The following is a 17,859-nucleotide window of genomic DNA, read 5'->3' as shown; positions in this document are numbered from 1 at the left end:
GCAGCCGACCGTAAACTTTGCTGAGGCATACCTAACGGGCTGCCCGGACGGCCGGGCCCGGACGACCGACAGGCGGAAGCGACATGGAGCACGGCGGCCAGGAGGCCAGACGCCCGCACGGCGAGCTCGTCGCCGACGTGATGGCCGTCCTGTGGGCCGCCGAGCAGCCGATGACCCCGCGGCAGGTCAACCGCGCCCTCGGCCTGGGGCTGGCGCGGACCACGGTGGCGACCATCCTGATCCGCCTGCACGAGAAGGGCACCCTCGTACGGACCCGCTCGGGCCGGGGCTACGCCTACGCGCCCGCGGACGACGCCGCAGGGCTCGCCGCGGGCCGGATGCGCGACGCCCTCGACGCCGAGCCGGATCGCGACCTCGTCCTCAAGCGGTTCGTCTCCTCGCTGTCCGAGCACGACGAGGGCGTGCTGCGCGCCCTGCTGCGGCAGGCCGACGGCTCCGGGGACGGCCGGTGACCCCGGCCCTGCTCCTGGTCCTCGCGGCGCTGGCGTTCCCCTGGGCCGCGACGGCCGCTGCCCGTCGGCTGGCCGCCGCGGTCCCTCCCGGGGAGGCGTGCGCCGTGATCACGGCGGCGGCCCTCCTCGCCGCCGCCGGCACCTGGGCGGTCCTGTTCGGCCTCGCCCACGTCCCCTTCCTGGCCGCGCTCGAGCACCTCTCCCCCGCGCGGGTAGCCGCCGCGTGGCCGGCCGCCCTGCCGGTGGCGAGCCTGGCGGCCGCGGTGCTGGCGGCGCAGCTCGCCGTCGTGGGGCGCCGCTGGTGCGAGCACCGCTCGACGCTGGGCCGGGCCTGGGCCGCGGCCGCCGACGGGCAGGCGGAGGGTGACCTGCTCGTGGTGCCGGGCGAGGTTCCCGAGGCCTTCGCGCTGCCGGGCCGGGGCCGTCGCGCCGGGCGGGTCGTCGTCACCCGCGCCATGCTCCGGGCGCTGGACGCCCGCGAACGCCGGGTGCTGGTCGCGCACGAGCGCGCCCACCTCGACGGCCGCCACCACCTGTTCGCCGTCGCGGTCCACTTGGCCGCCGCCGTCCATCCGGCCCTCCGGGCCCTGCGTCCGGTGCTGGACTTCCACCTGGAGCGGTGGGCCGACGAGGCCGCCGCCGAGGCGGTCGGCGACCGGCGCCTGGCCGCCACCGCCCTCGCCCGGGCGGCCCTCGCCGGGGCGTCCGCCACCCGGGCGGCCCGGGGCCCGCTGCGGTCGGTGAGCACCGGTCCCGTCCCGCAGCGCGTGCAGGCGCTCCTCGGGCCCCGGCCGGTCCGGCCCGCGGCGGGCTCCGCCCGGGCCGCCGCCGGGGGGCTGGGGTTCGCGGTACTGGCCTGCGCCGTCTCGTCGGCCGCTGTCGCGTACGGCCTGCACGAGTACGTGGAGTCGGCCGCCCGGGCCGTCCTGGGGCACTGACCGCCACACCGCGAGTGACGACATCGATGTAGACCGAAGGTCCGGGGCACGGGTACGGTGAGGCTACGTTCACTGCGCGCGCCCGGGTCGGGAGCATCCTCCGCATACGGCTGCCCGAGTCGGGGCGCACCGTGCCCGGCCGACCGGACAGGTCGCGCGTCGCCCAGACGGGAAGCGGTGTGTACGAGAGGGGCAAGGGTTCGTCGCTGCCGTCCGAACAGGTGGTGCGGCTGCTGCTCGCCGCCGCGCGCTCGGCGGACGTGCTGCTGGCGCAGTCGGCTGCCGAGGGCGGGCCGGGCGGGCTCCACCACCGGGTGCTCGACACCCTCGCCCGGTTCGGACCGCACGGCCGCGCGGATCTCGCGGTACAGGCGGGAGCTGCCGAGCAGGAGGTCGCGGGCGCGGTCGAGACGCTGCTGGCGGAGGGTTTGGCGACGACGATGGTCGTCCACGTCGGCGGGCGGCAGGAACTCCTCGTGCTCGCCCCGCCCGGACTGGCCGCGCTGGAGGAGTTGCGGGCCGACGACGAGCGGGCCGCGGACGCGCTGTTCGCGTCGCTGACCCGGGGCGAGCGCAGCCAGCTCGGACACCTGCTGCGCCGGGTGTGCGCGAGGGCCGAGGCGCTGGGCGTCCGGGCGAAATCCTCGGCACCCGGTCCGGCCGGGCCCTGATCGTCCGTTCGCAGGGGCAGCGGCCCGCCCGGCGCCACGGACCCGGCGGCCCCGGCCGGGCAGGGCCAGGGCCTGTCCGGGATGCGCGAACGCGCCGCTGTGTACGGTGGCAGTGTCGCCGCGGGGCCCGCCCCGGACGGGGGCTGGTCGGTCGTCGCCGACCTCGACATTCCGCCCCACCTCGACCTGGTCGGAGGCCCGGTGCGACGACCGTCCTGATCGTGGACGACCAGCCGCTGCAGCGGCTCGGGTTCCGGATGCTGTTGGAGAGCCGGCCCGACACCTACGTGGTCGGCGAGGCCGGGCACGGTGCCGAGGCGGTGCGGCTCACCGCGCACCTGCGGCCCGACGTCGTCCTGATGGACATCCGGATGCCCGGCATCGAGGCCACCCGGCAGATCATCGCCGCCGGCGGCCGATCCCGCGTCCTGGTGCTGACCACCTTCGACCTCGACGAGTACGCCCACGCCGCCCTGCGCACCGGGGCCAGCGGCTTCCTGCTCAAGGACGCCCACCCGGAGGAACTGCTGGCCGGCATCCGCTCCGTCGCAGCGGGAGATGCCGTGATCGCTCCGGCCCTCACCCGCCGCCTGCTCGACGCCTACGCCCACCGCCTTCCCACCCGCCCTGCGGCCACCGCCGGCGTCGACCTGCGGTTCGGCGCGCTCACCGGGCGGGAGCGGGAGATCCTGATCGCGATCGGCCAGGGCTGGTCCAACGGGGAGATCGCCGAGCGGTTGGTGATCTCCGAGTCGACGGTGAAGACGCACGTCGGCCGGGTCCTGGCCGAAGTCGGGGTCCGGGACCGGGTGCAGGCGGTGATCTTCGCCTACGACCTGGGGCTGATCCATCCGAACCCGCCGCACTGAGCCGGCCCGGAGAGGCCGGTGACGCGGTCAGGCTACGTACAGGTCCTTCGTGTCAGCGTGTCCGCCATGTCTTCCACTACGGAGCGATCCGAAGCCGAGTCGCTCGGGCGCCGGCTGCTCAACAAGGTTCCCGAGGTCACGATCTGGTTCTGGGTCATCAAGATCCTGTGCACCACGGTCGGGGAGAGTTTCGCCGACTGGGTCAACACCACCCTCGGCGTCGGCCTCGTCAACACCTCGCTGATCTTCACCGCCGTCCTCGCCGGTGCCCTGGGCTGGCAGCTCAGCACCGACCGCTACGCCCCGGTCGCCTACTGGCTCACCGTCGTCGTGCTGAGCGTGACCGGCACCCTCTACACCGACATCCTCACCGACAGCCAGGGCGTCCCCCTCGCGGTCAGCAGCGCGGTGTTCGCCGGCCTCCTCGCCCTGGTCTTCGGGGTCTGGTACGCCCGCGAGCGGACGCTGTCCATCCACAGCATCGTCACCCGCCCCCGCGAGCTGTTCTACTGGCTCGCGGTCCTGGTGACCTTCGCCCTGGGCACGGCGGTCGGCGACTGGACGCTGGAGCTGACCGGCTGGACGCCGGGCACATCGGTGCTGCTTCCGCTCGCGCTGATCGCCGTGATCGTCATCGGATGGCGGCTGGGCGCCGGAGCGGTGCTCTCCTTCTGGCTGGCCTACGTCCTCACCCGCCCGCTGGGCGCGAACCTCGGCGACTGGCTCGCGTCGCCCGACACGGACGGCGGCCTGGGTCTGGGCACCGCCGCAACCAGCCTGGTGTTCCTGGCCGCGATCCTCGCCACCGTGGTCCACCTGACGCGCAGCCGCAGCGACGTCATCGAGGCCGACCGTACGGAGCGTTCCCCGACGGCGAACCCGGCGCGCGAGCGGATCATGCTCGGCTACTTCGCCCTGGCTGCGGTGGCGGCCGTGGCGCTGCTGGCGTGGGCGCACCAGCAGCCGCACGAGGTCGCGGCGGGCGAGGCCGAAGTTTCCGCGCCCGCCCCCGCCGCCTCCCTCGCCCCGGGCCGGGCGACGGCGGCGTTCCCGCCGGCCGAGGTCACCAAGCTGCGCGCCATCACGGCCGACACGCTGGCGAAGGTCGACGCCGGCGACCGGGCCGGGGCCACCGAGCGGGTGAAGGACCTGGAGACGGCCTGGGACGACGACCAGTCCACGCTGGAGGCCGAGGACGCGCAGACCTGGCACGCCTTGGACGGCCAGATCGACCAGGTCCTGCAGGCGGTGCGCGCCGCTCACCCGGAGCGAGCCGCCGAGGACCATGCGCTGAACGCCCTCCTCGCCTCGCTGGGCTGACCACGGCCGACCCTCCCGAAGCCGCGTACGGGCCGGGCCCGAGAGGACTGCCCTCCCCGGATCGGCCCGTACGGACGGTGGACTCCGCAGCGCCGGGGCGGCCCGCTCAGCCGCCCAGGCGGCCGCGGCCGACCAGCTCCAGCACCACCGCGACCGCCACCGCTTCCACCGCCAACAGCGCGACCAGCACGAAGAGTTGCACCGCGCCCGCCTGCACCGGGCCCGCGCCGCCGAGCAGCATCCCGACGAACGCCCCGGGCAGGGTCACCAGGCCCACGGTGCGGGTCTGGTCCAGGGCCGGCACCAGCGAGGTGGACGCCGCGGTGCGGCAGATCTCCAGCCGGGCGTCGCGCTCCTCGAAGCCCAGCGCCAGCGCGGCCTCCACCTCCCCGTGCCGCGCCCGCAGCTCGTCCAGTGCCCGGCGGCCGGACAGCGAGGTGGCGGTGAGCGCCCCGCCGATCAGGATGCCCGCGACCGGGACCACGCTCAGCCCGCGCGGCGGCAGCAGACCGGTCGCCGCCAGCAGGAGCAGCACCGGCGCCACCCCGGCCGCGATCGGCACCGCCGCCCAGGCCCACCGCCAGCGGCCCGCGTCCGCCCGCCCCTCCAGGACCCGCCGGCCCGCGGTGCGCGCCGCGACCGCGAACATCAGCAGCACGAACAGCGTCGCCGCCCACAGCGAGCGCACCACCCAGGCGATGACCAGCGCGACCGCCGCCAGCTGCACCGCCGCCCGCACCCCGGCCCGCACCACCGCCCGGCCGTGGCCCAGCCCGCCGCGCCCCGCCACCAGGGCGGCGACCGCCAGCAGCACCGCGCACGCGACCCCGAGCGCCGGCGTCACCGGCAGCAGCTGCCCTCCCGAACCCATCACGACCTCCCCTTCCCCGGCCCGCCGGGAACGGTGCCCTTTACCACCGCGCGCCGGGAGAACCTCCGGAACGAGGACCACAGTAGGCGGGACGTCCGGGTGCCGACGGGACCCGTGGCCGCGAACCTGAACGCAGCCTGAGCAGCGCGGCCGCGCGCCGCCGCGACGCGGTGATACTGGGCCGGTGACTGCTCACCGGATCCTCGTCGTCGAGGACGACGCGGGCCTGCGCGGGATCCTGGCGCGCGGCCTGCGCGAAGAACGCTTCGAGGTGCTGACCGCCGTGGACGGCGCCGAGGCACTGCGCCTGGCCGGGCCGGACGTCGACGCCGTCGTGCTGGACATCGGCCTGCCGGACTCCGACGGGCGGGACGTGTGCCAGGCGCTGCGCTCGCGCGGCGTCCAGACCCCGGTGGTGTTCCTGACCGCCTACGACGGCCTGGTGAACCGGCTGTCCGGGTTCGCCGCCGGCGGCGACGACTACCTGGCCAAGCCCTTCCACGTGGCCGAACTGGCCGCCCGGCTGCGGGCCGTGCTGCGCCGGGCGGGCGCGGACGCCGCGCTGGAGGCCGCCGGGGTGCGGCTGGACCCCGTCCGGCTCACCGTCCAGGGCCCGGCCGGGCAAGTGGCGCTCACCCCCACCGAGTTCCGGCTGCTGGGGTGCCTGCTGGCGGCCGGGGCGGGGAGCGTGGTGCGCCGCCAGGGCCTGGCCCGGGCCGGCTGGCCGGAGGGCGCGATCGTCAGCGACAACACCCTCGACCAGTACGTGGCACGGCTGCGGCGCAAGCTGCGCCGCACCGGGGCCGACACCACGCTCACCACCGCCCGCGGCGTGGGCTACCGGCTCTCGTGAAGGCCGGGCCCGCGCCGCGGACGCTGCGCGGCGGCCTCGCCCGCGCGGCGCTCGCCGCCAGCGCGCTGTGGATCGCCGTGGCCACGGTGGCGTTCAACGCGCTGCTCGGCTCGCAGCTGCGCACCCAGGCCGACGACGTATTGCACGCCCGGGCCGAGGCGGTGCTCGGCACGGTCGAGGTGCGCCCCGACGGACTGCGCGTCCACGATCCGGCCGACGACGCCGCCCTCGACACCGGCGTGTGGATCCTGGCGGGCGACCGGGCCGTTGAGGAGCCCGGCGCCGGGGGCGAACTCGACGCCGCCGCCCGGGCACTGGCCGCGCGGGCGACGGCCCCCCGGACCGAGGACCACGGAGCGCACCGGCTGCACGCGGTCCCGGTGCCGGACCCCTGCGGGCACCGGGCGGGAACGGTGGTGGCCGCCCTCTCCACCAGCCCCTACCGGACGATCGCCGACACCGCGCTGGCCGGCTCGGCCGCCCTCGCCCTGCTGCTGCTCGCCGGGATCCACCTGCTGACCCGGCGGATGGTGCGCCGGGCGCTGCGCCCGGTGGCGGACATGGCCGCGCAGGCCGCCGCGTGGAGCGGCAGCGACCTCACCCGCCGCTTCGGTGCCGCCCCGCGGCCGCGTGAACTCGCCGCCCTGGCCGGCCACCTCGACGCGCTGCTGGACCGGCTCGCCGCCCTGGTCCGCCACGAGCAGCGGCTGTCGAACGAGCTCTCCCACGAACTGCGCACCCCGCTGGCCCGGATCGCCGCCGAGACGGAGTGGCTGCGCGGCGGGCCCCGCGCTCCCGCGGACCTCGCCCGCACCCACGAGGCGATCGCCAGGGACGCCGCCACGATGCGGGAGATCTGCCGCACCCTGCTGGCCGACGCCCGCCCGGGCACGACGCCCCCGCCCGCCGCGACCGCCGTCCGGCCCGCCGTCGAGGCGCTGGCCGCCGACCTGCGCCGCACCCGTCCGCACCCGGCCGTCACCGTCACCTGCGCGCCCGCCGCGGCCGATCGGGCCGTCGCCGCGCCCGCGCCGCTGGTCCGGCGCATCCTGTGCCCCCTGCTCGACAACGCCCGGCGGCACGCCCGCGACCGGATCACGATCACCGTCGAGACGGACGGCGACCGCGGGGTGCGGGTGGCCGTGGCCGACGACGGCGACGGCCCGCCGACCGGCATTGCGGGGATCGAGGAGGCCGTCTTCGCACCGGGCTTCCGCGCCGAACCGGACGACGGCCACGATGGCGCCGGACTCGGCCTCGCCCTGTCCCGACGCCTTGCCCGCCAGGCCGGCGGCGACGTGGTGTGCGTCTGCGGGGCGGGCGGCGGCCGGTTCGAAGTCATCCTGCCCGGGTGCGGGCCGCCGCCCGGGGCGGCGGGTCCCCCGATGGCATGGGGTGCTAAGACTGCGGCTCGGGTCAGGAGCGGACCGCGGTGGTGAAGATCTGCGTGTCGTCGGTGCGCGTGTCCGTCCAGATCGCGTGGAAGGTGGTGGCCGCTGCGGCCAGACCCTGGTCGTTGCCGAGCCGGCGGGTCCTGCCGGTGTGGACGGCCTGGGTGGGGTCGAAGGGCGGTGCGACGGTCCGCCGGGGGCCGGGGGCCGTGGTGCCGGGCGCGCACAGGCACAGCCGGACGTCGATGCGGACCATGGCGACGGACAGGGTGTAGACGGACAGCGCGAGCACGCCGTGGCCGTCGACGGCGAGCTGCGGTTGGAGGTAGACGGTCTGTCGGCTGGCGGCCACCACTCGGGGGCTGCGCCAGGTGCGCCCGCGGTCGGTGGAGACGCACAGCAGGATGCGCGAGGTCGCGGTGGTGTCGTCCCATGCGGTCACCGCGGCGAAGAACGCCTCGCCGCCGGGTGCGGCGGCGAGTGCGGGGCCGCTCTTGGCGGTCCCGGTCCCCGGGCCCGGTGCGGTCCTGGCGATCCGGGCGAGGTCGGTCGGGGCGTGGAGGGTGCTTCCGTGGTCGGGGGACGATACCGTCCGCAGGACGAGGCCGTCGTCGGTGGCCACCAGGCAGGCGACGCAGAGCGCACCGCCGGCCGCGGCGGCGACGGGGGACACCGCCAGTGGGCCCGCGCCGGGATCCAGCGGCAGGGGGTGGTCGAAACTCCGGCCGCCGTCGAACGAGCGGACCAGGACCGCGCCGTCGTCGGCCGTGCCGGAGCGCCCGGCAGCCAGGTGGAGGGGGCGGCCGTGCCGGCCGCCCGGTCGATCGCCGGCGAAGGGTGGTCGGTGAGACCCGGGCCGCCCGGGAGCGCCGTGACGGGGGCGTGGAAGTCCAGCCCTCCGTCGGAGCCGGTCCACAGGCGGACTTTGCCGCGCCGCGTGGCTCGGTCGGCCACCACGGCGCCCGCGTGGCCGCGTCCCCGTGCGTCGAAGGCCACGGTGGCGTTGCCGCTCGCGTCCGCCGTCGAACCCGGCAGCGGGCCGGTGCCGCTCCAGGTGCGGCCGGCGTCGAAGGACGCGTACGCGGCGCTGCCGATCAGCGGTCCTTCGAAGACCCGGCAGGCGGCGAGCAGGTGGTCCGGCCACAAGGGGTTGACCGCCACGGAAGGCTCGATGTGCCCGGTGAACCGGTCGCGGGTGATCCGCACGTTCGCCGGGGCCGCCGGCGGTGGGGGCGGGGACGGGGTCTCGTCGTCCGGCGTCATGCGGATCGCTCCGATCGCGGCTGCGGCCGGGGGTGCACGGGGCGCGTCGGAATCGGACGCACCGTGGGACGGCCGCCTCCACGGGCGGCCGTCGCTTCCGGTTGCCCGCCCCACCGTCCCGCGAAGTCGGCGCGGCCGCGTCCGTCCGAGGTCTCGACCGCCCCGGAGACGTCCGCTACGCCTGGGCGCCGACCCGGACGGGCAGGCGCAGGCGGAACGTCGCGCCGACGGTGGTGTCCTCGACGGTGAGGGTGCCACCGTGCAGGGTGGCGATGTCGCGGGCGATGGACAGGCCGAGGCCGGTGCCGCCGTCGTCGCGGCTGCGGGCGTCGTCGAGGCGGGTGAACCGTTCGAAGACCTTCTCCCGGTCGGCGGGGGCGATCACCGATCCGTCATTGGCGACGTCCACGATCGCGGTCCCGGTCGCGGGGTCGAGGGCGAGGCGCACGGCGACGGCGGTGCGGGCGTGGCGCTGGGCGTTGTCGAGCAGGTTGGTCAGCAGCCGCCCGAGCCACATCGGGTTGCCGGTCGTGGTCAGGCCGTCGGCGAGGTCGAGGGTGATCCGGTGCGGCCGGGCGTCGCGGCTCTCGGCGTTGGTGCGGACCAGGTCGGCGAGGTCGACGTCCTCCTCGGGCCCGTCGTGGCCGGTGGCGTCGAGGCGGGCGAGCAGCAGGAGGTCGGTGGCGAGGGACTGGAGGCGGTCGGTGTCCTGGAGGGCTCCGGCGACCAGGTCGGCGCGGACGGCCGGGTCGGGGTGGGTGTGGGCGACTTCCAGTTGGGTGCGCAGGACGGCGAGCGGGCTGCGCAGTTCGTGGGAGGCGTCGGCGATGAAGCGCCGCTGGCGGAGTCCGGCGGCTTCCAGGCGGTCGAGCATCGCGTTCATGGTGTGGGCGAGGTGGGAGACCTCGTCGTCACCGCCGGGCTCGGGGACCCGCCGGTCCAGGTCGCGGTCGCCGATCGCGGCGACCTCGGAGCGGATCGCCTCGACGGGGCGCAGCGCCCGGCCGGTGGCGCGCCAGGTGACGACGCCGACGGTGGCGACCAGGAGTGCGCTGAGCACGCCGAGGGCGGCGGTGGTGAGGTCCTCGGCGGTGTCGGCGGTGTGCAGGGAGGCGCCGACCCGGACGGTGACCGGCCCGGTCGGGGTGTCGGCGGTGAGTGTGGTGACGCGCTGGTGGTGCTCGTTGCCGAACACGCCGAAGTCGAAGGTGGCGTGAGCGCTGCTGCTGCCGTCGGGGGTCAGGGCCGGGTGGCCGGCGAGGTTCTGGCTGGCGGCGACGACCCGGCCGGAGGCGTCGGTGACCTGGGCGAAGTCGGTGCCGTGGTCGAGCGGGATCGGGTCGGGCAGGCGGTCGTCGGCGGCGAGGCGGGCCACCACCTGGGCCTGTTCGCGGGCTCCGGCCTCCACTCCGCGCTCCAGGTTGACGTGCAGCAGCAGCACCACGGCGGCGGAGGCGACCAGCAGCACGGCGGCGACGGCGGCGCACGCGGCGGCGGTGGTGCGGGTGCGGACCGAGCCGGGGGCCAGGCGGGTGAGCAGCGCGGCGATCCGGGGCCGGCCGGTGAGGCGCCGCCACGGCCGGCTGGCCCGGCGGCGGGCGGCCGGGGCGCCGGCGCGCTCGTCAGCCACCGTCGGCCGCCAGCCGGTAGCCGGAGCCGCGCACGGTCTGGACGGCGGCGCGGCCGAACGGGGCGTCGATCTTGCGGCGCAGCGCGCTGATGTGGACCTCGACGGTGTTGGGGTCGCCGTCGGCGGCGGCGTCCCAGACCTCTTCGAGCAGGTCGCGCTTGGAGACGGCCTCCCCCGCGCGGCGGGCGAGGTGGTCGAGCAGGGCGAACTCGCGCGGGGTGAGCGCGACCGGGGTGCCCGCGCGGGTGCAGGTGCGGGCGGCGGAGTCGACCACCAGGTCGCCCAGCACGGTGCGCTGCGGCGCGCGGGAGCCGATCCGGCGGGCCAGTGCCTTGAGCCGGGCGACCAGCACCACGAAGGAGAACGGCTTGGACAGGTAGTCGTCGGCCCCGGTGTCCAGCGCCTCGGCCTCGTCCCACTCGCCGTCCTTCGCGGTGAGCATCAGGATGCCGGCGTCACTGCCGGCGGCCCGCAGCCGCGCGCACACCCGGTAGCCGTTCAGGCCCGGCAGCATGATGTCGAGGACGACCACGTCGTAGGGGTGGTCGGTGGCCCGGGCCAGACCGGACAGCCCGTCGTGCACGACGTCGACCTCGAAGCCCTCGACCTCCAGGCCGTGCTTGAGCGCCAGGGCCAGCCGCCGTTCGTCCTCCACCACCAGTACGCGCATACCCCTAGCGTCGCAGGTCGGCGCGGCCGTCAGCTGAAGCCGCCTTCAGGTCTTCAGCAACCCTTCAGCGGGTGCTCGTCATGCTGGGCCCATCGGCCGGGCGCGGTGCCCGGCGAGGTCGGGAAGCCGGGGTGAGCAGGGTGGACGAGTCCGCGGGCGGGCAGGACTTCCAGGAGCCGCAGGAGAAGCAGGCGCCCGCCGGAGCACTTCGGCGCTGGCGCCCCGGGCCCCGAAAGCGGTGGGTCGGCGCGGCGGCCGCGGCGGTGGTCGTGGTGGGCGGCGGTGCGGCGGCCGTCGCCGCGCACCACGATTTCGAGGAGGAAGGCCGGGCCTCCGTCCACGCCGAGGGCCGCGGCCACGACCGCACCCGTGCGGACGGGCGCGACGGCGAGCAGCGTGAGGGCCGGGACGACGGCCGGGACGCGGCCGGTCCGGCTCGGGCACCCGCGCCGCTGCCGTCGCTGGACGCCGCCGACGCCGTGGTCAAGGCGTCCTCCGCCGTTCCCGGCGGCAAGGTCGAATCGCTGCAACCGGTGTCCGTCACCGGTGGTGGACGGGCCTGGCAGGCGGTGGTACTCGGCCCGGACGGAGTCCGGCACGCGGTCACCGTCGACGGCGTCACCTTCGCCATCACCTCCAACACCGTCATCGGCGGCTGACGCCCCCTCGTCCGGCGACACGGTCGAGGGCCGTGCCGTGAAAGGAGGGCGCCGCTGTGAGCGCCACCACGACGACCGGCGCCCGTACGCCCCGGGCCCGCAACCGTCCCGCCGGCGGAACCCTGAGCAAGGTGCCCGCGGTGACCGCCGGGTTCTGGGCGGTGAAGGTCCTCACCACCGGCATGGGCGAGACCACCTCCGACCACCTCGCCCGGACGCTCGGTCCGGTCCCGGCCGTCGCCGGCGCCGCCGTCCTGCTCGCGGCCGCGCTGTACGCCCAGGCCCGGGCCGATCGCTACCGTCCCTCCGTCTACTGGTTCGCGGTGGTGATGGTCAGCGTCTTCGGCACCATGGCCGCCGACGTCGCCCACGTCGTCCTCGGTGTGCCCTACGCCCTGTCCGCCGTCGCCTTCGCGGTCGTCCTCGCGGCGGTCTTCGTCCTGTGGCGACGCCTGGAGGGCACCCTCGACGTGGCCTCCGTGCGCGGTGGACGCCGGGAGGTCCTGTACTGGGCCGTGGTGATGGCGACGTTCGCGCTCGGCACCGCCGTCGGCGACCTCACCGCCGCCACCCTCGGCTGGGGCTACCTGCCCTCCGCGCTCCTGTTCACCGGATTGATCGCCGTCCCCGCCCTCGGCTACCGCCTGCTGCGCCTGCCGCCGGTGCTCGCCTTCTGGTGGGCCTACGTCCTCACCCGCCCGCTCGGCGCGTGCTTCGCCGACTGGGCCGGCGTCAGCCGTCAGCGCGGCGGCCTCGACCTCGGTACGGGACCGGTCAGCCTGGTCCTCTCCGTGGTCATCGCAGCAGCGGTCCTGTGGCTCACCCTCCAGGCCCGCGGCACCACCCGCACGGATACCTGATCCGCCGCGCCCACCTGCCCAGGTCGGGCGGGGAGCTTCCCCCGGAGCTCTCCGCCCGACCGGTCACCGACCGGTCACTGCCCGACCGGGCCCGGACCTTCAGGAAACCTCCGGACCCCTCGGCCATCCGGGCCGCGCTTCGGCCTCCGGAGCGGCACAGCAGGCGGTGCCCAGCCCCTCCCCCGACCGGAACAGGAAACCGCCCATGCTGAGCCTCCGAGGGATATCCGCGGCGGGTGTCCGGTGATCGACTGGTTCCACGCGGCCGTGCTCGGCCTGGTGCAGGGCCTGACCGAGTTCCTGCCGGTCTCCTCCAGCGCGCACCTGCGGGTCTTCTCCGCCCTGGCCGGCTGGGACGACCCGGGCGCGGCGTTCACCGCGGTGACACAGCTGGGCACCGAGTCCGCGGTGCTGATCTACTTCCGCCGGGACATCGGCGCGATCATCAAGGCGTGGACGCTGTCACTGCTGCGCAAGGAGTGGCGCGGCGACCCCAACGCCAGGCTCGGCTGGTACGTGATCGTCGGCACACTGCCGATCGGCATCCTCGGCAAGCTGTTCCAGGACACCATCGAGACCACCCTGCGCGACCTGCGGCTGATCGGCACCACCCTGATCCTGTTCGGCGTGATCCTGGCCGTCGCCGACCGCTCCCGCGCCGTCCGCCACGCCCGCGGCGTCGACTCGCTGAACTTCAAGCACGCCCTGGTCTACGGCGCCGCGCAGTCCCTGGCCCTGATCCCCGGCGTCTCCCGCTCCGGCGGCACGATCAGCGCCGGCCTGTTCCTCGGCTACAGCCGCGAGGCCGCCGCCCGCTACTCCTTCCTGCTCGCCATCCCCGCCGTGCTGGCCTCCGGCGGCCTCGAACTGCTCAAGATCGGCGAGGGCCCGGCACCCGCCTGGGGCCCGACGATCCTGGCCACCCTGATCGCCTTCGCGGTCGGCTACGCGGCGATCGCCTGGTTCCTCAAGTACATCTCGCACCACAGCTTCACGCCGTTCGTGGTCTACCGGATCCTGCTCGGCATCACCATCATCGCCCTGGTCACCGCCGGCACCCTCGCCCCCGACGCCGGCACCGCCCACTGACCCACCGATCTTCAACGGCTGGACGCTTGTGCCACGGACGACCAGGACGGCCGGTCGGCCCGTCGGGCCCGAGCCGCCCATGGTCCCGTTCCAAGTTCCGTGCGACGCGCAACGGTCGTGCGGGGAAAGCGGAGTCGGAATGACAGACGAATCGAACGCCTCGGAGCCGAAGGCACGGACGGCCCGCCCCTGATGGGGCGGCCACGTGACACGGGCCGCGGCCTGGCCATCCTCCGGGCGACGTTGGCGCTGCTCGCCGAGGTGGGCTACGAGCAACTGACCATGGAGGCGGTGGCGAGTCACTCCGGGTCGGCGAAGACGACGATCTACCGCCGCTACCGCGACAAAGCCGCGCTGGTCGCTGCCGCGGTCGGGCACCGCACGCGGGCGAAGCCCCCTGAGCCCGCCTCAGGCGATCTCCGGGAGAATCTGCTCGAACTCGTCACCTGGCTGGCCCGGCAGATCACCGAGCAGGAGATCGGCTTGCTCGGGGCGCTGTTCACGGGGATGCGCAGCGATGCGCGGCTCGCGGAGGAGGTGCGGTGCGCCCTGCGCCGCGGCGAGGCCGCGATGACCGACGATCCGCTGCGCGAGGCGATCCGCCACAGCGGGCAACTCACCGCCCAGGGCGCGCGCCTTCTCGCCGAGGTCGCCCCCGCCCTCATCGTGCACCGCGTCGTGATCGTGGGCGGGGCGTGCGACGAACCGTTCGTCGCCCATCTCGTCGACGACGTCCTGCTCCCCCTCCTGCGCGCCCGCTGAACCAGCCCACTGCGCGCGTCGAACACGCACGGTGGGAACCGAAGGGCACCCGCGTGATCGTCATGACCGGGGCGACCGGCGCACTCATCGGCACCCCCTGAGCACCTCCGCAGGCGCATACCGCCAACGCGGCCGCGCCGCACCGGCATCGACGCCGCCGTCGCGGCAAACGCCCGGCGCGTCCTGGCACCAGCCCCCGGGGCGCCGGAGCGGACCGCCCCCGCCACCCGGCCGGGGCAGCTCCGCACCACTCTCCGGGCGGTCCGACCAGGCGGTTCCTGAAGATCCGTTCAGGTCTTCAGGAACCCTTCAGTACCGGTCATCCATGCTGAGCATGTCAGTGAGGACACGACCCGTCTGTCGGCGCGGCCGGGTCCCATCCTCGGAAAGGCGCTCCTGTGCTGCTCTCCTCGTCGGCCCTGCTGGCCGTCAACCCGCTGGACGCGGGCTCGCTGCTGGGCGCCTTCGGTGCGCTGGGCATCGCGGTGGTGATGTTCGCGGAGACCGGCCTGCTGGTCGGCTTCTTCCTGCCCGGCGACTCGCTGCTGTTCACCGCGGGCCTTCTCTGCACCACCGGCACGCACAGCGGCCCCCACCTGAACCTCGCCCAGGTCCTCGCCGCGGCCGTGGTCGGCGCCCTGGCCGGGGCGCAGACCGGCTACCTGATCGGACGGCGCGGCGGGCGGGCCCTGCTCGCCCGCTCCCGCGGCAAGCGCCTGCACGAGGGTGCCGAGCGCGCCGAGGAGATCCTCGACCGCTACGGCCACGCCAAGGCCGTCGTCCTGGCCCGCTTCGTGCCCGTCGTGCGCACCGTCCTCAACCCGCTGGCCGGCGCGCTCGGCGTCAGTGCCCGCACCTTCACCCTGTGGCAGGTCGTCGGCGGCCTGGTGTGGACCGTCGGCCTGGTCCTGGCCGGCTACGCGCTGGGCTCCTCGGTGCCCAACGTCGACCACTACCTGCTGCCCATCGTCGCCCTCGTCATCGTCGTCTCACTGCTGCCCCTCGCGCTGGAGATCCTGCGCTCGCGCCGCCAGGCCGGGTCCCGATGACCGCCCCCGTCGCGCTCGCCCTCGACGGCCGCACCCTGGACGGCGGCCTGTACCTGCGCATCGACCACTGGGCCCAGCACCTGCCCGCCCCGCTCCGGCACGCCGTCACCCTGTACTCCACCCTGGGCCTGCTGCTGCTCGCCGCCCTGATGGCACTGGCCTGGTGGCGCGCGCGCCGGGCCGACAGCCGGACGGTGGCCCGCGCGCTGGTCGCGCCGCTCACCGTCGTCGTCGCCTTCGCCGCCGACCTGGTCCTGAAGTCGGCGCTGCGCGAGCCGCGGCCGTGCCGGGTACTGGACGCCGGGCGCACCCTGGAAGCCTGTCCGGCCGCCGGTGACTGGTCGATGCCCAGCAACCACACCGTCATCGTCTTCGCGGGCGCGGCCGCCCTGTGGCTCGTCGACCGCCGCCTCGGGGCCCTCGCCCTGCTGTCGGCCGCCGCCATGGGCGCGGAACGAGTGCTGGTCGGCGTCCACTACCCGCACGACGTGCTCCTCGGCGCGCTCCTGGGCACCGCCGCCGGCTACGGGCTGACCCGGCTCGCCGGGCGCGGCGCCCCCTTGGTGGAGCGGGCCCGCGAAGGCCGGCTGCGCCGATGGCTGACCGCGTGAGCGCCCGGCGCACCGCGGCCCCGGCCGCCGCCTGCGCCGCCGCGTTCGGCGCCGTGGCCGTCGCGGCGGCCGCCAACGGCTGGGCCCCGTACGGCTTCGAGCAGGCCGCCGTCGACTGGGCCGTCGCCCATCGCCCGTCCGCCGCCGTCACCGCCGCCAAGGCCGTCACCGCGCTGGGCACCGGCGCCTTCCCCTACCTGCTCGCGCTGGCGGCCGGTCTGGTCCTGGTCCGCTCCGTCCGGCCGTACCGCTCCGGGCGGGCGGCCGCGGCCGTGCTGCTCGCCCCCGTGCTGTGGCTCGCGGCGGGCCAACTGTTGCGCCAGGGCCTGATGCACGCCTTCGCCCGGCCCCGCCCGCCCGTCGCGGACTGGGCGTTCACCGCCTCCGGGTTCGCCTTCCCCTCCGGCCACTCCTTCACCTCGGCGCTCTCCGCCGGGCTGATCGCCCTGGCCGCCGCCCGGGCCCGACCGGGCGCGCGCCGGCCCGCCGCCGCGGCCGCTGCGCTCTTCGCCGCGGTGATCGGCCTCACCCGCGTCTACCTGGGCGTGCACTGGCCACTGGACGTCCTGGGCGGCTGGCTTCTCGCCACCGCCTGGCTCCTGCTCGGCTCCGCCCTGCCGTGGAGGCCGGGTCGGCACGGCGAGTCCCCGAACCGTGTGACGACATCCATGTAGACGAATTAGGCACACCTTAGTAAGGTATGCCTGGCCTTGTGCGGGTTTGCGTGCCCGCCCCCTCGTCCCCGCCTCCGTGGAGTCCGCCATGCCCCGCCGTACGTCTGCTGCCGCGTTCCTGGTCCTCGCCGTGGCGGGTGCCGCGCTGGTGGGGTGCTCGAAGAAGGACGACGGCGCCCCGACCGCGGCGGACGGCTCCGCCGCCTCCGGCCCGGTGCAGGTGACCGCGACGGACAGCACGTGTGACCTGTCGAAGACCTCCTTCCCGGCCGGGCACGTCGAGTTGGCGGTGGCGAACAAGGGCAACAAGGTCACCGAGGTGTACGTCTACGCCGACGGCGACAAGATCGTCACCGAGCGGGAGAACATCGGCCCCGGCACCAAGGCGACCATCAACGCCGAGATCAAGGCCGGCACCTACGAGGTGGCCTGCAAGCCGGGCATGACCGGCGACGGCATCCGGCAGAAGATCACCGTCACGGCCGGCGCCTCGGCCTCGGCGAAGACCGACGACCGGCTGACCCGGGCGGTCACCGACTACCGCACCTACGCCCAGGAGCAGGCCGACGCCACCATCCCGGTGGTGGAGCAGTTCGCCGCCGCGGTCACCGCGGGCGACGTGGAGAAGGCCAAGTCGCTGTTCGCCGCCTCCCGGGTGGGCTGGGAGCGCACCGAGCCGGTGGCCGAGAGCTTCGGTGACATCGACCCGAAGACCGACACCCGCGAGGACGGCCTGGAGGAGGGCCAGGCGTGGACCGGCTGGCACCGGATCGAGAAGTCGCTCTGGCAGGACGGGAAGATCGGCGACGAGGAGAAGACCCTCGCCACCCAGCTGGTCGCCGACCTGAAGGACTGGCAGACCCGCATCCCCAGCGCCGAGATCACCCCCACCGGCATGGCCAACGGCGCCAAGGAGCTGCTGGACGAGGTCTCCAAGAACAAGATCACCGGTGAGGAGGACCGCTACAGCCACACCGACCTCTCCGACTTCGCCGCCAACGTCGAGGGCGCCCGCCAGGCCTACGAGCTGCTCAAGCCGGTCGCCGCCGAGAACGACCCGGAGCTGTCCAAGACCCTGGACAGTGAGTTCGAGAAGATCACCGCGCTGCTCGGCAAGTACCGCAACGCCGACGGCACCTACACCACCTACGACAAGGTCACCGAGGACGAGCGCAAGACCTTCTCGGACGCGGTCAACTCGCTCGG

19 protein-coding genes are annotated in these 17,859 nt (G+C 75.3%); 15 read left to right on the top strand and 4 right to left on the bottom strand.

Annotated elements, in window-relative coordinates; genetic code table 11:
- Positions 1-83: 83 nt before the first annotated feature.
- The 5 genes from K353_RS23180 to K353_RS23160 all read left to right on the top strand — a co-directional run bounded on the left by K353_RS23180 (position 84) and on the right by K353_RS23160 (position 4,271).
- Complete coding sequence (locus tag K353_RS23180) at positions 84-473, top strand: BlaI/MecI/CopY family transcriptional regulator (RefSeq protein ID WP_111555479.1); 390 nt, start codon at positions 84-86, stop codon at positions 471-473.
- Complete coding sequence (locus K353_RS23175; protein WP_111555478.1) at positions 470-1,411, top strand: M48 family metalloprotease; 942 nt, start codon at positions 470-472, stop codon at positions 1,409-1,411. Before K353_RS23180 ends, K353_RS23175 begins: the two co-directional genes overlap by 4 nt.
- A 179-nt stretch (positions 1,412-1,590) precedes the next feature.
- Positions 1,591-2,082, top strand: coding sequence for a MarR family winged helix-turn-helix transcriptional regulator (locus K353_RS23170; RefSeq protein ID WP_111555477.1), 492 nt, complete (start codon positions 1,591-1,593; stop codon positions 2,080-2,082).
- A 221-nt stretch (positions 2,083-2,303) separates the two neighbouring features.
- Positions 2,304-2,951 (top strand): response regulator transcription factor, encoded by a 648-nt coding sequence (locus K353_RS23165; RefSeq protein ID WP_255410761.1) that lies wholly within the window; start codon positions 2,304-2,306, stop codon positions 2,949-2,951.
- 66 nt (positions 2,952-3,017) lie between these two features.
- On the top strand, positions 3,018-4,271 hold the full coding sequence (locus K353_RS23160) for a hypothetical protein (RefSeq protein WP_111555587.1): 1,254 nt from the start codon (positions 3,018-3,020) through the stop codon (positions 4,269-4,271).
- A gap of 106 nt (positions 4,272-4,377) precedes the next feature.
- Here the strand turns inward: K353_RS23160 and K353_RS23155 are convergent, their stop codons facing one another.
- Entirely contained in the window at positions 4,378-5,142 is a 765-nt protein-coding gene (locus K353_RS23155; RefSeq protein ID WP_111555476.1) for an ABC transporter permease, read from the bottom strand.
- A gap of 184 nt (positions 5,143-5,326) precedes the next feature.
- On the opposite strand from K353_RS23155, the gene K353_RS23150 reads away from it, so the two are divergent.
- A complete protein-coding gene (locus tag K353_RS23150) occupies positions 5,327-5,995 on the top strand; it encodes a response regulator transcription factor (RefSeq protein WP_111555475.1) in 669 nt (222 codons plus the stop codon).
- Entirely contained in the window at positions 5,992-7,434 is a 1,443-nt protein-coding gene (locus K353_RS23145) for a HAMP domain-containing sensor histidine kinase (RefSeq protein WP_233533777.1), read from the top strand. The genes K353_RS23150 and K353_RS23145 overlap by 4 nt, the downstream gene beginning before the upstream one ends.
- Here the strand turns inward: K353_RS23145 and K353_RS23140 are convergent.
- From K353_RS23140 to K353_RS23130, 3 genes are all read right to left on the bottom strand, one after another.
- Complete coding sequence (locus K353_RS23140; protein ID WP_111555474.1) at positions 7,412-8,059, bottom strand: hypothetical protein; 648 nt, start codon at positions 8,057-8,059, stop codon at positions 7,412-7,414. The two genes, K353_RS23145 and K353_RS23140, sit on opposite strands and share 23 nt — an antisense overlap.
- Positions 8,060-8,824: 765 nt before the next feature.
- A complete protein-coding gene (locus tag K353_RS23135; protein WP_111555473.1) occupies positions 8,825-10,279 on the bottom strand; it encodes a HAMP domain-containing sensor histidine kinase in 1,455 nt (484 codons plus the stop codon).
- Positions 10,272-10,949, bottom strand: a complete 678-nt coding sequence (locus K353_RS23130) for a response regulator transcription factor (RefSeq protein ID WP_111555472.1) — start codon at positions 10,947-10,949, stop codon at positions 10,272-10,274. The genes K353_RS23135 and K353_RS23130 overlap by 8 nt, the downstream gene beginning before the upstream one ends.
- Before the next feature lie 131 nt (positions 10,950-11,080).
- Between K353_RS23130 and K353_RS23125 the strand changes: the two genes are divergently transcribed.
- The 8 genes from K353_RS23125 to efeO form a co-directional block, all read left to right on the top strand.
- Positions 11,081-11,608 carry a hypothetical protein gene (locus K353_RS23125; RefSeq protein ID WP_146616550.1) on the top strand — a complete coding sequence of 176 codons (528 nt, stop codon included), beginning with the start codon at positions 11,081-11,083 and terminating at the stop codon, positions 11,606-11,608.
- Positions 11,609-11,664: 56 nt separating this feature from the next.
- A complete protein-coding gene (locus tag K353_RS23120) occupies positions 11,665-12,468 on the top strand; it encodes a hypothetical protein (RefSeq protein WP_111555470.1) in 804 nt (267 codons plus the stop codon).
- Between the two features lie 246 nt (positions 12,469-12,714).
- Positions 12,715-13,557: an undecaprenyl-diphosphate phosphatase gene (locus tag K353_RS23115; RefSeq protein ID WP_199528219.1), complete on the top strand. Its 843-nt coding sequence runs from the start codon at positions 12,715-12,717 to the stop codon at positions 13,555-13,557.
- 192 nt (positions 13,558-13,749) lie between these two features.
- Positions 13,750-14,319: a TetR/AcrR family transcriptional regulator gene (locus K353_RS23110; RefSeq protein ID WP_111555468.1), complete on the top strand. Its 570-nt coding sequence runs from the start codon at positions 13,750-13,752 to the stop codon at positions 14,317-14,319.
- A 398-nt stretch (positions 14,320-14,717) separates the two neighbouring features.
- Positions 14,718-15,368, top strand: a complete 651-nt coding sequence (locus tag K353_RS23105; RefSeq protein WP_111555467.1) for a DedA family protein — start codon at positions 14,718-14,720, stop codon at positions 15,366-15,368.
- The gene (locus K353_RS23100; protein ID WP_111555466.1) at positions 15,365-15,979 is read left to right on the top strand and encodes a phosphatase PAP2 family protein; all 615 of its coding nucleotides are present in this window, start codon (positions 15,365-15,367) and stop codon (positions 15,977-15,979) included. Before K353_RS23105 ends, K353_RS23100 begins: the two co-directional genes overlap by 4 nt.
- On the top strand, positions 15,964-16,653 hold the full coding sequence (locus tag K353_RS23095; protein WP_111555465.1) for a phosphatase PAP2 family protein: 690 nt from the start codon (positions 15,964-15,966) through the stop codon (positions 16,651-16,653). The genes K353_RS23100 and K353_RS23095 overlap by 16 nt, the downstream gene beginning before the upstream one ends.
- Positions 16,654-16,741: 88 nt before the next feature.
- Positions 16,742-17,859, top strand: a 1,118-nt coding sequence (gene efeO, locus K353_RS23090) for an iron uptake system protein EfeO (protein WP_111555585.1), incomplete at its 3' end; no start/stop codon positions are given.

The organism is Kitasatospora sp. SolWspMP-SS2h, assembly GCF_003259315.1.
In the GTDB taxonomy this organism is placed as follows: Bacteria; Actinomycetota; Actinomycetes; order Streptomycetales; family Streptomycetaceae; genus Kitasatospora; species Kitasatospora fiedleri.
This window is presented reverse-complemented; position numbering and strand designations above follow the sequence as displayed.